The sequence below is a fragment of the Ectopseudomonas toyotomiensis genome, from assembly GCF_900115695.1.
Taxonomy (GTDB): Bacteria; Pseudomonadota; Gammaproteobacteria; order Pseudomonadales; family Pseudomonadaceae; genus Aquipseudomonas; species Aquipseudomonas toyotomiensis.
The window spans coordinates 91,407-106,758 of the sequence record NZ_FOXK01000001.1 but is presented as its reverse complement, the minus strand read 5'-3'; the positions used below and the strand labels follow the sequence as shown (position 1 = coordinate 106,758).

Genomic DNA, 15,352 nt, shown 5'->3' with positions numbered 1-15,352 from the left:
CGGCCATTGACCCAGATCAATTTTCCCGCCGCCAGCGCTGATAACGTGAAGCCATCCCAGACAGACAGGCACAACAGGAGGCAGCCATGTTCGTCGATACAGTGGTTCTCGCCGGAGTCGGCACCGTACTTCTGATGGTCGCGTTCTTCGGGGGTGTTGGTTACTTCATCTGGAAGGATGCGCACAAGCGCAAGCAGAGCTGATCCTTCCAGTTCAATGGGCACGCAAGGCAATTCGGGCGACTTCGGTCGCCCTTTTTTTATTTGCGCGTGGCCCTCCTGAGATCGCAGCACCTTCTGGACATAAATGCTTAGCTAGCTAATAATTGAGTTTCGCACGGAGGCGCAACTCAATCGCTACAGCTATGTTCAGGGCTGAGATTCTTTCAGGTAGCCATCGTGCGTGATTCCTTGCTGGCGTTTCTCGCGCCAAGCTCGCAAGCCGTTCAATTTGCCATCAAGACCCTGCTCGGCGGTGGTCTGGCGTTGTGGTGCGCGCTGCGTTTTGGCCTGGAGCAGCCGCAGTGGGCGCTGATGACCGCGTTCATCGTCGCCCAGCCGCTGTCTGGCATGGTGGTACAGAAGGGCCTGGCACGGCTGCTCGGCACGCTGGTCGGCACCTTCATGGCTGTGGTGATGATGGGACTGTTCGCCCAGGCGCCGCTGTTGTTCGTGCTGGCGTTCGCCCTATGGCTGGCGCTGTGCACGGCATCCTCGACCATGTTGCGCAGCGCCTGGTCGTACTCTTTCGTGCTGGCCGGCTACACCGTGGCGATCATCGCCCTGCCGGCCATCGGCAAGCCGCATGTGGTGTTCGACGAGGCCATCGCCCGTTGCACGGAAATCTGCCTGGGCATCACCTGCGCCACCCTGAGCAGCGCCTTGCTCTGGCCGCAGCGGGTCGAGCGGCAACTGGCGCAACAGGCGCGTAACGCCTGGCAGGCCGGCGTGGCAGCCTCGCGCCAGGCGCTGGCTGGCGAAGCCGACTCGCGGCAAGGCTTGCTGGAAGTGCTGGCGCGCATCGTCGCCGTGGATGCCCAGCGCGAGCACGCCTGGTTCGAGGGCGCGCGTGGTCGCCAGCGTGCTGTGGCGCTGCGCGTGCTGAGCCGTGATCTGCTCGGCATGCTGCGTCTGGCTCGTGGTGTGGCGCGGCAGTGGCGACAACTGAGCAGCAGCGAGGCGCAGGCTGTCGCGCCCTGGCTGCAAGTGGTGGATGAGCGCCTGCAGCAGGCACAACCGGTAGGCTTGCCGGAGTTGGTCAAGCAATTGCGCCAGGCGGCGCAGGATGAAGAACTGAGCAGTGGCCAGCAGCTTTGCCTGGAGCGGTTGATGGTGTTGCTGTTGCGTGTCGAGGATGCCAGTCGCGCCATGCTCGCGGTCGAGGAGGGCAGGGCACCGGACGATGCGCCGCGCGCCTTGTCCTGGCATTACGACTGGCAGACCGCGCTGGTCTACGGCTCGCGCAGCGCGCTGACCTTCCTGGTTCTGGCTGCATTCTGGCTGGCCACTGGCTGGACCCACGCTACTGGTGCGTTGCTGCTGGCCTGCGTGGTCTGCAGCCTGTTCGCCCGGCTCGAAGCGGCGCCGCAGATCGGCATGATGTTCCTGCGCGGCATCTTCTACGCGCTGCCAGTGGCGTTCTTCGTCGGGCAGATTCTGATGCCGCAGATCGACGGCTTCGTGATGCTCTGCATGGTGCTGGGTGTGCCGCTGTTCTTTGGTGTGCTGGGCATGGCCAAGCCAGCGACGGCTGCGACCTCGACCTCGTTTTGCCTGCACTTCATCGTGCTCTGCCTGCCGGCGCCGGGTGTCGGCTACAACGTCGAGTTCTTCCTCAATGAGGCGCCAGGCATGCTGATGGGTGTCGGTTGTGCGGTGCTGGCTTTCAAGCTGGTGGTGCTGCGCAATCCGGTCTGGCATGGCCGGCGCCTGATGCAGGCGATCCTGACCGACCTCGGCCGCTTGACCCGTCGTGACCTGGGCCGCGCCGAAAACTGGTTCGGCGGGCGCATGGCTGATCGTCTGCTGCAGTTGGCGCGGCATTATCCGGCGCGGCCGGATCAAACGCGTAGCGGCTGGGACGATGGCGTGGCTGGCCTTGATCTGGGTGACGAGTTGCTGCATCTGCGCAAGTGCCTGGCCAATGCCGATGCTGGCCTGGCACGGTCGCAGCAGCGTTTCCTGGAACGCCTCGACGACGCGCTGGAGCAAGGCCCCGCGCCAGGCCGCGAAGACGATCTGAACGCAGCGGTGGGCGAACTGCAGGAGGCCCTGCGCGCCTGCACGCCTAGCATCGACAAGCGCCTGGCCGAGGCGGCGCTGTTGCAGCTACAGAACGGCTGGCGCTCCTGGTGCCAGCTCAGAGGAGAGACTAATGGGCTTGCATGAATGGTCGCTGGGCGGCGTGTTGCTAAGCCCGATGGCGGCCTACGCGGTATTGGCGCTGTTGCTGACTGGCGTGTTGCGCCTGGGCTTGCAGCGCATAGGGTTGTCGCGCTGGATCTGGCACGAAGCCCTGTTCGATTGTGCCTTGTATGTCTGCGTGCTGGCGACCGTGATGGTCGTCCTGGCGCATTGAGGAGAGAAAGCATGCGTTCGACCATTCGAGTCGGCATCACCCTGGCCATGGTGGTGGCGGCGATCTTCGCCGGCTCCTGGATCTGGCAGCACTACATGTATTCGCCCTGGACGCGCGACGCCCGCGTGCGCGCCGACGTGGTGACCATCGCCCCGGACGTGTCCGGCTGGGTGGTCGAGCTCAAGGTGCGCGACAACCAGCAGGTCAAGGCTGGTGACCTGCTGATGAGCATCGACCGCGACCGCTATCAGGCGGCGGTAGAGAAGGCCAGGGCGGTGGTGGACATTCGCCGCCAGCAACTGAGCCTGCGTGAACACGAGGCCTCGCGCCGTTCCCGTCTGGGCGCCCAGGCGATCAGCGCCGAATTGCTGGAAAACGCGCAGATCAATGCCGAGATGGCGCGCAGCGAGTACCGCGAAGCGCAGGCTGATCTGCGTGTGGCCGAGCTGAATCTGGCGCGCAGCGAAGTGCATGCCCCGCGCGATGGACAGATCACCAACCTAGTGCTGGCGCAGGGCAACTACGTGAATGCCGGGCAGTCGGTGATGGCACTGGTCGATACCCAGTCGTTCTACGTACAGGCGTATTTCGAGGAGACCAAGCTGCCGCGCATTCAGGTCGGCGCGTCGGTGGAGGTCTGGTTGATGGGCGGTGATCAGCAGCTTCGTGGCCAGGTCGAAAGCATCAGTCGCGGCATCACCGACCGCAACGCCAGTCCGGACGGGCAGTTGCTGGCCGATGTCGAGCCGACCTTAAACTGGGTGCGCCTGGCGCAGCGCATTCCGGTGCGCATCAGGCTCGATGAAGTGCCGGATGGCATGGTGCTAAGCGCCGGCATGACTGCCAGCGTAAGGGTGGAATAGCGCGTTTTCGCAGTTGTAGGAGCGGCTTCAGCCGCGAGCTCTTCAAGGGTAATCGCGGCTGAAGCCGCTCCCACGGTCGCTGTTCGCATGAGTTCATAGGGTGGACTACGCGAAGCTTGTCCACCGCTTGCACTGACGCAATGATGGATGAAAGAAGCGTCATCCACCCTAGGATCCAATGAGCGTGATCAGGCGCGCTCGATGCTGGCCGGCGTACGGCGCATCAGCACCTTGCCGTGGCGGATGGATACCAGCGCGTGGCCCTGGCTGCGCACCATCTCGTAATCGTCCGGCGCCGAGAGGATCAGCAGGTTGGCCGGGCGACCCACTTCCAGGCCGTAACCTTCACCCAGGTTCAGCGCGCGCGCCGAGTTGTCGGTAATCAGGTCCAGGCTGCGCTTGAGGTCCTCGTAGCCGAGCATGTGGCAGATATGCAGGCCGGCTTCGAGGATGCGCAGGATGTTGCCGTTACCCAGCGGATACCAGGGGTCGACGATGGAATCCTGGCCGAAGCAGACGTTCATCCCGGCGCGGTCGATCTCCGCCACGCGGGTCAGGCCTCGGCGTTTCGGGTAGGTGTCGAAGCGCCCCTGCAGGTGGATGCTCTCGGTGGGGCAGGAGATGAAGCTGATGCCGCTCATCTTCAGCAGGCGGAACAGCTTGGAGCAGTAGGCGTTGTCGTAAGAGCCCATAGCGGTGGTGTGGCTGGCGGTGACGCGCGCGCCCATGCCACGCACGCGGGCTTCCTCGGCCAGCACTTCGAGAAAACGCGACTGCGGGTCGTCGGTCTCGTCGCAGTGCACGTCCACCAGGCAGCCGCTGCGCTCGGCCAGGTCCATGAGGAACTTGATCGACGATACGCCCTGGTCACGGGTGTTCTCGAAGTGCGGGATGCCGCCGACCACATCGGCGCCCAGCTCGATGGCCTGCTCCATCAGCGCGCGACCGTTCGCATAGGACTCGATGCCCTCCTGCGGGAAGGCGACGATCTGCAGGTCGATCAGGTGGCGGGTTTCTTCGCGCACTTCGAGCATGGCCTTGAGCGCGGCCAGGGTCGGGTCGGTGACGTCGACGTGGGTGCGCACGTGCTGGATACCGTGGTCGACCAGCATGTCGATGGTCTTCTTGGCGCGCGTCTTGGTGTCTTCATGGGTGACCAGCGCCTTGCGCTCGGCCCAGCGCTCGATGCCCTCGAACAGCGTGCCGCTCATGTTCCAGGCCGGCTCGCCAGCGGTGAGGGTGGCGTCGAGGTGGATATGCGGCTCGACGAAGGGCGGCACGACGAGATTGCCGGCAGCGTCCAGGTCGCCTTCTGCAATGGGATGCAGGGCATGCTGGGCCTCGATGACGGCGATGTGCTCATCGTCCAGGGTGATGCGGTGCAGGCCGTCGCAGCCACGCAGGCGGGCATTGTGGATGATCATGGAAGTTCCTCTCAGGCAGGCGACGACAGGCGCCGGATCAACAGCGCGACGCTGATGTTCAGGCGGTCGTGCGGGTCTTCGAACGAGCAGCCGGTCAGCGCTTCGATGCGCTGTAGGCGGTAGCTCAGGGTATTGCGGTGAACGTTCAGGCGTTGCGCGGCCAGGGCCAGGTTGCCGTTCTCGGCGAACCAGGCCTCCAGCGTCGGCATCAGCACAGGTTGGTGGCGCGAGTCGTCGCCGATCAGCGGGCCGACCACGCGCTCGACGAAGCGATCGAGCAGGCTGCGGTCGCGAATCGCGCCGAGCAGCTCCAGCACGCCTAATTCATTGAAACTGCACAGGCCCAGGCGCTCGGGAAAACGCTGCGCCACGCTCAAGGCCTGGCGTGCTTCACCCAGCCCCTGAGCGAAACGTGGCGCATCGCAACCGGCGCTGCCCAGGCCGAGGAACAGCCGTAGCGGGCCGAGCTGTGGGCGCAGCTCATCCAGCAGCACGGTCATAGCCTGGCGGTTACGCGCTTCGGCATGGGCATCGGGGCAGGGCAGCAGGGCGATCCAGTGGCGGCCCTGGCTGACCAGTGGCAGCGCGTCACCGAGTTCGCCCAGGCTCTGCTCCAGGCGCCGTTGCAGCAGTTGCTGACGGCTCTGCAACTGGCGCTCGGCGTCTTCGTCGGGCAGATCACCGAACAGTTGCTCGCTGCCGTCGAGGCGCAGCAGCGCCACCTGACGCGGCACATGCAGTGCCAGGCCGAGGCTGTCGCCGCGTTGCAGCAGCACGTCGAGTGACTGGTAATCGCCGTCGAGCACCTGCTCCAGCACGTGCTGGCGCGAACGGCCGAGCTGCTGTGCCTGTACCAGCGCCGTGCCGATGGCCTGGGTGACGACCACCATCTTCAGCGCGTAGGGCTGCTCGATCAGCGGCAGGTTCAGGCGCTCGGCTTCGGCGATGACGCTGGTCGGGATGGCTTGGATGAACTCGGCGCCGGTGAGGATGACCAGGCCGGCGACCACGCGCTCATGGCCCTCGCGCACCAGGCGCAGCAGGTTGGCTTCGTCACGCGGGTGGTTGATGCCGGTGACGAAGATCAGCTCGCCGCCCATCACCCAGTCGGCGATGCCTTCGTTCTCGGCCACGTAGGGCCAGCGCACGGCATTGTCGCGCCCGGCCTGGCCAGCACGCAGATGCATGCTGGCCAGGTCGGGCAGGGCGAGCACGTCGGCGACGGTCAGGCTCACGCGCCAGCGACCTGCTGGCGGCCGGCCAGGGCCTTGTTCAGCTCGAACAGTACCACGTAGGCCAGGGCAGCCACGGCGATGCCCACCAGCGGCGCGACCCAGGGCGAGAAGTAGGCGCTCACCGCACCGATCAGATAGGCGCCCAGGCCGACCCAATTGAATGCGGGCAAGCACACATCGGCCAGTTTTGGGTAGCGCGCGCGGTGGCCGTAGAAGAAGTCGGCCATGATCACGCCGCCAATCGGCGGGATGATCGAGCCGAGCAGGATCAGGAAGGGAATCAGCATTTCGTACATGCCGCCGATGGCCAGCAGCGTGCCGATGCCGGCGCCGACCAGGGTCACGGTCTTGCGCTTGCCGGTGCGCAGCAGGTTGCAGCCGGCGGCGGCGAAGTTGTAGATGGTGTTGTCCTGGGTGGTCCACAGATTGAGAAACAGCATGACCACAGCGGCCATGGACAGGCCCTGCAGCACCAGCACTTCGACCACGTCCGGTTGCTGATAGACGATGGCGCCATACGCACCGGCGACGATCATCAGGCCATTACCGATGAAGAAGCCGAACAGGCTGGCCAGCACCGCGACGCGGCCACTCTTGGCGAAACGCGTCCAGTTGGTGGCCTGGGTGGCGCCGCTGACGAAGGTGCCGAACACCAGGGTAATGGCCACGCTCAGGCTCATGCTCTCGGACGGTTCCACCGCGAGCAGGCCGGCGAGGCCGCCGATATCACGGGTGGCGATCCACAGCAAAGCCACCAGCAGCACCAGCATGGCCGGCACGGCGACCCGGGACAACAGATCCAGACCCTTGTAGCCGACGAAGGCGGTGAGGCAGAAACCGAAGCCGAACAGCACCATCAGCGGGATGGTAAGGCCTTCGGGCAGGTCGAGAATTTTCACCAGGACGATGGCGATGGTCGCCGTACCCCAGGCGTACCAGCCGATCTGGGTAAAGCCGAGAAGCATGTCGGACAGCTTGCTGCCCACCTCGCCGAAGCAGAAACGGCCCATCAGTACCGAGTTCAGCCCGCTGCGACAGGCGATCAGGCCCAGCACGGCGGCATACAGACCGAGCAGCAGGTTACCGATCACCGCAGCCCAGAGCAGGGTGGTGAAATCGAAGGCCATGCCGATCTTGCCGCCTGCGAACATGGTGGCGGTGAAGAAGGTGAAACCGAACAGCAGGATGGCGGTGGAGAACAGCCCCTTACGTGCGCCGTTGGGCACCTCGCTCAGGGGGTAATCGCTATCTGGGGTGGCGTTGCTCATGGACCTGGCTCCGGTTAAGGGTGTGAAGCCTTGGCGATAGCAGGGGACGTGCCAGAAAGCAGCGCAGCGGGCTGCTTGGTAAGGTAGTCAAAGGGTTTTGTGCTAAATGCACAAAGAAATGCGCTTATACGGCGCCAGGTCGCTCAAGGTTTGTGAGTGTAGAACAAAAGTGGTGCGCGACGCAGCGGTCGCGCACCAGTGTGTGGCGATTCAGTTGACGGTAACTTGCGGCATCGGTGGCATCGTTACGGTCTGCTCGCTGGTCGGGGCGAGCACTTCGGCTTCGCCGTCGACCACTTGCTTGCCGTCCTGGTTGAACACGCGGGTGGCGATGCGCACGCGGTTCTTCGGCAGTTTTTCCAGCACTTCCAGCTTCACCGTCAGGGTATCGCCGAGTTTTACCGGGCGGGTGAACTTCAGCTGTTGGCCAAGGTAGATGGTGCCCGGGCCAGGCAGGCGGCAGGCAATGGCGGCGCTGATCAGCGCACCGGTGAACATGCCGTGGGCGATGCGTTCCTTGAACATCGTTTCGGCAGCGAAGGCAGCGTCCAGGTGTACCGGGTTGTTGTCGCCGGAGACGGCGGCGAACAGCTGTACATCGCGCTCTTCCACAGTCTTCTCGAAGGCCGCTTGCTGGCCGACGCTGAGGGCCTCGTAAGGGATATTGGTGACCTGAGTCATGGACACTCCTTGATTGGGTTTCGACCATGGCTCAGCGCCTGCTGCAGCCAGTCGATCAGGTGGGCGGTGACCTCGTCGCGATTGCTCTCGTTGAGCAGCTCATGACGGGCCTCGGGATAAATCTTCAGTTGCACGTCGCACACACCGGCCTCGCGCAGGGCGCCAGCCAGATCACTCAGGCGCTTGCCGTCGCTGACCGGATCGCGCGAGCCGCCGATCACCAGTAGCGGCAGGTCAGCATCGATCTGCGCCAGGTTGCTGGGCGGGGTGATGTGCTGCAGGCCATCGAGCAGGTCGCACCACAGCTGCGTGGTGCAGACGAAACCGCACAGCGGGTCGGTCACGTATTTGTCCACTTCCGCCGGGTCGCGGCTGAGCCAGTCGAAGGCCGTGCGGTTGGGCTTGAAAGCCTTGTTGAACGAGCCGAAGGAGAGAAAATCGATGACCTTGCTGCGTCCTTTGGGGCCCAGACGCCAGCGCTCGAAGCCGGCGATCAGTCTGGCGGCCTTGTACAGCGCCACGGGCTGGTAATTGGAGCCACAGAGCACGGCGCCCTGCAGGCTGCAGCTATGGCCCAGCAGATAGGCCAGGCCGATGTAGCTGCCCATGCTGTGGCCGAACAGGAAGATTGGCGTATGCGGGTGCTGCTGGCGAATGTGGTGGTTGAGGGTGGACAGGTCGCCGACCACCTTGCTCCAGCCGTCTTCATCAGCAAAGTGGCCAAGGGTGCCACGTTCGGCGGTAGCGCCATGGCCGCGCTGGTCCAGCGCATAGAGCGCGAAGCCTGCCGCGACCAGGGCTTCAGCCAGGCGTGCGTAGCGCAGGCTGTGCTCGGCCATGCCATGGGCCAGCATGACCGCCGCGCGTGGCGGCTCGTCGCCGTACCAGTGATTGACCTGCAATGGTGTGCCATCGCTGGCGTTGATAACGAAGGCGTCGTGGCGCATGGCGAATCCTTGTGCCGGGAGTTGGCGGCATTGTGCACCTTGGCCGTCATCACGCAAAGCACAGTCGAATTTCTACCCAGCCGCAAAGATCGGTTACGAATCACTATATTTATTGCGAAATTCAGCCCATCAATGACGCCTTCGAGCTATTTGCGGCGCCGCTCTGAACTGCTACTTTCCGGGCAGTCCCGCACTGCGGGCCAGATCACTTCAGGGGAAGAGGACAAGAACAATGCAACCTGATTTCTGGGACGACAAGCGCGCTCCCGGCGTGCCTAACGATATCGACCTGTCCAGCTACAAGTCGGTGATCGAAGTATTCGAGCGCTCATGCAAGCGTTTCGCCGACCGTCCGGCCTTCAGCAACCTCGGCGTCACGCTGACCTATGCCGAGCTGGATCGTCTCTCCGCGACATTCGCCGCCTACCTGCAGAAGCACACCGACCTTAAGCCGGGCGATCGTATCGCGGTGCAGATGCCCAACGTGCTGCAGTACCCCATTGCCGTGTTCGGCGCCATGCGTGCCGGGCTGATCGTGGTCAATACCAACCCGCTGTACACCGCGCGCGAGATGCGCCACCAGTTCAAGGATGCCGGGGTGCGTGCGCTGGTATACCTGAACATGTTCGGCAAGTTGGTGCAGGAAGTGCTGCCGGATACCGAGATCGAGTACCTGATCGAAGCCAGGATGGGCGACATGTTGCCGAGCCTCAAGGGCTGGCTGGTCAACACCGTGGTGAAGAAGGTCAAGAAGATGGTGCCCGACTACCATCTGCCCCAGGCCATTGCCTTCAAGCAGGTGCTCAAGCAGGGCCACGGCCAGACGCTGACGCCGGTCAAGGCCAGCCACGACGACATCGCCGTGCTGCAATACACCGGCGGCACCACTGGTGTGGCCAAGGGCGCCATGCTCACCCACGGCAACCTGGTGGCCAATATGCTGCAGGTCGACGCCTGCCTGGCGCAGCTCGGTGATGACGGCACGCCGCTGATGAAACAGGGCCAGGAGATCATGATCGCGCCGCTGCCGCTGTACCACATCTATGCCTTCACCGCGAACTGCATGTGCATGATGGTCAACGGCAACCAGAACGTGTTGATCACCAATCCGCGCGACATCCCCGGCTTCGTCAAGGAACTGGGCAAGTGGAAATTTTCTGCGTTGCTGGGTCTGAACACCCTGTTCGTCGCGCTGATGGATCACCCCGAGTTCAAGAACCTCGACTTCTCCAACCTCAAGGTTACCAACTCCGGTGGTACCGCGCTGGTCAAGGCCACCGCCGAGCGTTGGCAGCAGATGACCGGCTGCACCGTGGTGGAAGGCTACGGCCTGACCGAAACCTCGCCGGTGGCCAGTACCAACCCCTATGGTGACAAGGCGCGTCTGGGTACTGTCGGCATTCCGGTGCCGGGCACGGCGTTCAAGGTGATCGACGACGACGGCAACGAGATGCCGCTGGGCGAGCGCGGCGAGCTGTGCATCAAGGGGCCGCAGGTGATGAAGGGCTACTGGCAGCGCGAGGAAGCGACCGCCGAAGTGCTCGACGCCGAGGGCTGGTTCAAGACTGGCGACATTGCCGTGATCGACGCCGACGGCTTCGTGCGTATCGTCGACCGCAAGAAGGACATGATCATCGTCTCCGGCTTCAACGTGTACCCCAATGAGATCGAGGACGTGGTCATGGCCCACCCGAAAGTCGCCAGCTGCGCGGCCATCGGCGTGCCGGACGAGAAGTCCGGGGAAGTGGTCAAACTGTTCGTGGTGCCGCGTGATGGCGGCGTTACCGTCGAGGAGCTCAAGGCCTACTGCAAGGAAAACTTCACCGGTTACAAGGTGCCCAAGCACATCGTGTTCAAGGACTCGCTGCCGATGACCCCGGTCGGCAAGATCCTGCGTCGAGAGCTGCGCGACATCGCCTGACCCAAAGCCCCTCCCCACCGTTGGGGGAGGGGCTTTCCCGCCTCAACTGCCCTCGGGCAGTCCAATTGTTGTGATTTGGTAACTACCTTCGCATGTTTCATGCAGCCCAGTGCTGCATCACCGGCAGAGACGAGCTAGGCTCTACGCGCTGCAATATGCGAGCTAGAGGCTTTTCGCGGGGTAACTAAGACAAGGATGGCCTGTGACTGCGCGGTCTTTTTTGGTCACTTTTGCGACTCTAAAGGCCATGTTTGGTGCTGGTCGGCCTCTGGCAAAGCTGCTACTCTCGGCGCGCTTCCGGGCCCTGGGCCAGCGGGAAAGCGAGCTATACACACAACAAACAACCGCCGTCGCGCGGTGAAGATCAGCTGTTGCTTAGGAGTGGGCTTCCATGACCGAAAACTTCTGGAAGGACAAGTATCCCGTTGGGGTTGCTGCCGAAATCAATCCCGATCAGTACCCGAACATCCTCGCGGTATTGAAAGAGTCCTGCCAACGCTTCGCCGACAAGCCTGCTTTCAGCAACCTGGGCAAGACGCTCACCTACGGCGAGATCTACAAGCTCTCCGGTGACTTCGCCGCCTACCTGCAGAAGCACACCGATCTCAAGCCCGGCGACCGCATCGCCGTACAACTGCCCAACGTCCTGCAGTACCCCATCGTGGTATTTGGTGCCATGCGCGCCGGCCTGGTGGTGGTCAACACCAACCCGCTGTACACCGCGCGGGAAATGGAGCACCAGTTCAACGACTCCGGCGCCAAGGCGCTGATCTGCCTGGCCAACATGGCCCACCTGGCCGAACAGGTCGTGCCCAAGACCGGTGTCAAAACCGTGATCGTCACCGAAGTTGGCGACATGCTGCCGACCTTCAAGCGTCTGCTGGTCAATGCCGTGATCAAGCACGTGAAGAAGATGGTGCCGGCCTACAACCTGCCCAAGGCGGTCAAACTCAACGACGCCCTGGCCAAGGGCCGTGGTCAGAGTTTTGCCGAGGCCACTCCGAGCAACGATGACATCGCCGTGCTGCAGTACACCGGCGGCACCACCGGCGTGGCCAAGGGCGCGATGCTCACCCATCGCAACCTGGTGGCCAATATGCTGCAGGTCAAGGCGCTGATGGGGGCCAACCTCAATGAAGGTTGCGAAGTGCTGATCGCGCCGCTGCCGCTTTATCACATCTACGCCTTCACCTTTCACTGCATGGCGATGATGCTGATCGGTGGCCACAACATCCTGCTGACCAACCCGCGCGACCTGCCGGCGGTGGTCAAGGATCTGGCCAAGTACCGCTTCACCGGTTTCGTCGGCCTCAATACCCTGTTCGTTGCCCTGTGCAATAACGAAGACTTCCGCAAGCTGGACTTCTCCAGCCTCAAGCTCACCGTCTCCGGCGGCATGGCCCTGCAACTGGCCACCGCCGAGCGCTGGAAGGAAGTCACTGGCTGCGCCATCTGCGAAGGCTTCGGCATGACCGAGACCAGCCCGGTGGCTACGGTCAACCCGTTCAGCGCCATCCAGCTCGGCACCATAGGCATTCCGCTGCCATCGACCCTGTGCAAGATCGTCAACGACGACGGCCAGGAACTGGCGATCGGCGAGATCGGCGAGCTGTGCGTGAAAGGTCCGCAGGTGATGAAGGGCTACTGGCAGCGTCAGGAAGCCACCGACGAAATCCTCGACGCCGAAGGCTGGCTGAAGACCGGCGACATCGGTCTGATCCAGGAAGACGGCTACCTGCGCATCGTCGACCGCAAGAAGGACATGATTCTGGTGTCCGGCTTCAACGTCTACCCGAACGAACTGGAAGACGTGCTGGCAACCCTGCCGGGCGTGCTGCAGTGCGCCGCCATCGGTATTCCGGACGAAAAATCTGGTGAAGCGATCAAGGTGTTCGTGGTGGTCAAGCCGGGCGAAAGCGTGACCAAGGAGCAGGTGATGGAGCACATGCGCGCCAACCTCACCGGCTACAAGGTGCCCAAGGCTGTGGAATTCCGCGATGTGCTGCCGACCACCAACGTTGGCAAGATCCTGCGCCGCGAACTGCGTGACGAAGAGCTGAAGAAGCTGGGCAAGAAGTGATTCGAGCCTGCTGAAACGAAAACCCGCTACGGCGGGTTTTTTATTGCCTGGCGACCTGGATGGTAGGGCCGGTAGGGCGTACTCGGCTTTGGCTTCCTGCGTCGCTCTACCTCCTGCATTCATGCAGTCGTCGCGAAGCAGTACGCCGCCAAGTTTTCGCTGGAACGTCGTGCTGCCAGGCGTGGCATGGCTGGGCGGGCTACTCGCTTCGCTCGTTAGGCCGCTCTACGCGACGCGAAGAGGGCGAGTGCGGAACTGTCCACTGTCAGGGGTGAAACGGGACGCCAAGAGCATCAACACAAGCGTTGCAGCGGCCATCGCCATCCAGCTCAGGCGCAGGTCGTCGGTGTACTGGCGTAGCAGACCAGCCAGCAGCGGCGCGGTGGCGGCGATCAGATAGCCACCGCCTTGCACGAACGCCAGCAGATCACCGGTCTGACGTGGGTCGTCCAGGTGGTCTTGGGCCACCACCAGCGAAAGCGGGAACAGCGCGCCGATGCCCACGCCCAGCAACATGCAGATCGGCACCACCAGTTGCAGCGGTGCCAGCATCAGACCGAGCAGCCCGGCCAGCAGCGCCAGCAAGACCACCGCCAGCAACACGCGTCGATCCGGGTAGCGTGGCAGCAGGCTCGATGCCAGCAGGCCGGCGACTACTTCGCAGAGCGTCAGCGCAGCCAGCAGCAGGCCGCTGGCCTGTGCGCTCCAACCCAGTGAGGTGTAGTAAGGCGGCAGCCAGGCCAGCACCAGCGTGTAGCCGGCGGTGCCGATGCCGAAGAAACTCATCAATAGCCAGGCCCTCGGTGAGCGCCAGACATCCAGGTGTGGCAGCGCGCTCGACATTGCGACTGCCTGTGCAGGCGCGGCGCGGTGCCAGGATACGGCAGCGAGCAGAGCGGGTAATGTCCAGCTCGCCAGCGCCCACGACCAGCCTATCGACTGCGCCAGCCAGGGCGTCAGCGCCGCGCCGAATGCGGCGCCACCCATGATCGCGCAGCTGTAGAAACCGATCAGGCGGCCGCTGTCAGTGGGGAAGCGCGACTTGATCAGGCCTGGCAAAAGCGCCTGAACGAACGCGATTCCCGCGCCAGCCAGCAATGCGGTGATGATCAGGGTGCTGGAGTCAGGCAGTAAGCCGCGCACCAGGCAGGCGAGGGCGATCAGCAGTACGCCGAAGAGAATTCCGTTGCTCTCACCCAAACGTTTGCGCAGCAGGCCGGCGGCCAGAGCGCCAATGCCCATGATCACCACTGGCAGGCTTGTCAGCAGACTGGCACCGGCATGATCCAGACTGGTATCGAGCTGAATACGGTCGAGCAACGGACCGATGGCCGCCAGCACCGGGCGTAGATTCAGGCCGAGCAGGACGATGGCGATGAGCAGCAAAGTCTGGCGCTTCATGCTTGTGCTTCCTTCGCGCCACGCCAGGCCACCAGCAGCACGCCGCCGACGATGCACAGCGCCGCCAGCAGCATCGACAAGCTGCCCTGTTCGCCGAGCAGGCCGATGGCGATAGCGGCGCCGGTGATTGCCGCCACCGAGCCGATCTGGCTGAGAAACACCGTGCCAGCTAGGTTCTGCAAGACGAAGAACAGCGCATAGACCGCCGCGAACAGCAACATTTGCAAGGCCAGCAGGCCCACTGCCGCGGTGTTTTCCAGACGTGGTGCGAGGTCGACGCCGAACAGGCCCAGCGGTACCAGCAGCAGTGCGCCGCCGAGCAGCATGCCGGGGGCCAGGGACAGCGGGCTCGCGCCAGCCGGCCAGTAGCGGGCGCGGTAGATGTTGCCGAGTGCCAGGAACACCGGCACGCAGAGCGCCGCCAGCACCCATAGCAAGGGGCTGTCACCGGCGTTGAGCTTGCCCAGGGCCAATAGCAGGCTGCCGGCCAGACCGATGCAGATGCCCAGCAGACGAATGCGGCTCAACCTTTCCATGCGTAAGGCCAGGGCCAGCAGATAGGTGATCAGGGGCGGGAAGGCCAGGCACATCGAGGCGAACCCGGCACCGACATGGCCAATCGAGCTGAACAGCAAGCCGTTCGGCACCGCGATGCTGAGCAGACCCGAGGCGAGGTAATAACCCAGCAATCCGGGGCTGATGCCAGGGCGCTCGCTGCGTATCCAGGTGAACAGCAACAGCAGCAAACCGCCGCCCAGCAGGCTCCAGAACAGGTAGGCCATGGCCGGCCAGCCGATGTTGCCGGCCAGTTTCACCAAGATGCTGGTCAGCCCCATCAGGGCGCCGATGGCCAGCAATAATGACAAGGCGAGAACGGGACGAAAATGGGAGCCGGGCATGCAGCTGCCTCCTGAGGGTGGATGCGTTACGATGCGAACATTCTTTTTGAAAAGTA

13 protein-coding genes are annotated in these 15,352 nt (G+C 63.5%); 6 read left to right on the top strand and 7 right to left on the bottom strand.

Annotation, left to right across the window (positions count from 1 at the left end):
- The first annotated feature begins 86 nt into the window (after positions 1-86).
- From ccoM to BM186_RS00520, 4 genes are all read left to right on the top strand, one after another.
- A complete protein-coding gene (gene ccoM, locus BM186_RS26940; protein WP_017361612.1) occupies positions 87-203 on the top strand; it encodes a cytochrome c oxidase subunit CcoM in 117 nt (38 codons plus the stop codon).
- Positions 204-398: 195 nt separating this feature from the next.
- The gene (locus tag BM186_RS00530) at positions 399-2,387 is read left to right on the top strand and encodes an FUSC family protein (RefSeq protein ID WP_074912991.1); all 1,989 of its coding nucleotides are present in this window, start codon (positions 399-401) and stop codon (positions 2,385-2,387) included.
- Complete coding sequence (locus BM186_RS00525) at positions 2,374-2,577, top strand: DUF1656 domain-containing protein (protein WP_074912989.1); 204 nt, start codon at positions 2,374-2,376, stop codon at positions 2,575-2,577. Before BM186_RS00530 ends, BM186_RS00525 begins: the two co-directional genes overlap by 14 nt.
- Before the next feature lie 11 nt (positions 2,578-2,588).
- Positions 2,589-3,440 (top strand): efflux RND transporter periplasmic adaptor subunit, encoded by an 852-nt coding sequence (locus BM186_RS00520; protein WP_074912987.1) that lies wholly within the window; start codon positions 2,589-2,591, stop codon positions 3,438-3,440.
- 188 nt (positions 3,441-3,628) lie between these two features.
- Here BM186_RS00520 and codA read toward each other — a convergent pair whose 3' ends face one another.
- From codA to BM186_RS00495, 5 genes are all read right to left on the bottom strand, one after another.
- Complete coding sequence (gene codA / locus BM186_RS00515) at positions 3,629-4,864, bottom strand: cytosine deaminase (protein WP_074912985.1); 1,236 nt, start codon at positions 4,862-4,864, stop codon at positions 3,629-3,631.
- Positions 4,865-4,875: 11 nt separating this feature from the next.
- Positions 4,876-6,099, bottom strand: coding sequence for a PucR family transcriptional regulator (locus tag BM186_RS00510; RefSeq protein ID WP_074912983.1), 1,224 nt, complete (start codon positions 6,097-6,099; stop codon positions 4,876-4,878).
- Entirely contained in the window at positions 6,096-7,367 is a 1,272-nt protein-coding gene (codB, locus tag BM186_RS00505) for a cytosine permease (protein WP_074912981.1), read from the bottom strand. Before codB ends, BM186_RS00510 begins: the two co-directional genes overlap by 4 nt.
- A 210-nt stretch (positions 7,368-7,577) precedes the next feature.
- On the bottom strand, positions 7,578-8,048 hold the full coding sequence (locus BM186_RS00500; RefSeq protein ID WP_074912979.1) for a MaoC family dehydratase: 471 nt from the start codon (positions 8,046-8,048) through the stop codon (positions 7,578-7,580).
- On the bottom strand, positions 8,045-8,995 hold the full coding sequence (locus BM186_RS00495) for an alpha/beta hydrolase (protein WP_074912977.1): 951 nt from the start codon (positions 8,993-8,995) through the stop codon (positions 8,045-8,047). The genes BM186_RS00500 and BM186_RS00495 overlap by 4 nt, the downstream gene beginning before the upstream one ends.
- Before the next feature lie 232 nt (positions 8,996-9,227).
- On the opposite strand from BM186_RS00495, the gene fadD2 reads away from it, so the two are divergent.
- A complete protein-coding gene (gene fadD2 / locus BM186_RS00490; protein WP_072422578.1) occupies positions 9,228-10,916 on the top strand; it encodes a long-chain-fatty-acid--CoA ligase FadD2 in 1,689 nt (562 codons plus the stop codon).
- A gap of 391 nt (positions 10,917-11,307) precedes the next feature.
- The gene (fadD1, locus tag BM186_RS00485) at positions 11,308-12,996 is read left to right on the top strand and encodes a long-chain-fatty-acid--CoA ligase FadD1 (RefSeq protein WP_072422577.1); all 1,689 of its coding nucleotides are present in this window, start codon (positions 11,308-11,310) and stop codon (positions 12,994-12,996) included.
- Positions 12,997-13,221: 225 nt separating this feature from the next.
- Here the strand turns inward: fadD1 and BM186_RS00480 are convergent, their stop codons facing one another.
- Positions 13,222-14,397, bottom strand: a complete 1,176-nt coding sequence (locus tag BM186_RS00480) for a cyanate transporter (protein WP_074912974.1) — start codon at positions 14,395-14,397, stop codon at positions 13,222-13,224.
- On the bottom strand, positions 14,394-15,296 hold the full coding sequence (locus tag BM186_RS00475; protein WP_074912972.1) for a DMT family transporter: 903 nt from the start codon (positions 15,294-15,296) through the stop codon (positions 14,394-14,396). The genes BM186_RS00480 and BM186_RS00475 overlap by 4 nt, the downstream gene beginning before the upstream one ends.
- Between the last annotated feature and the right edge of the window lie 56 nt (positions 15,297-15,352).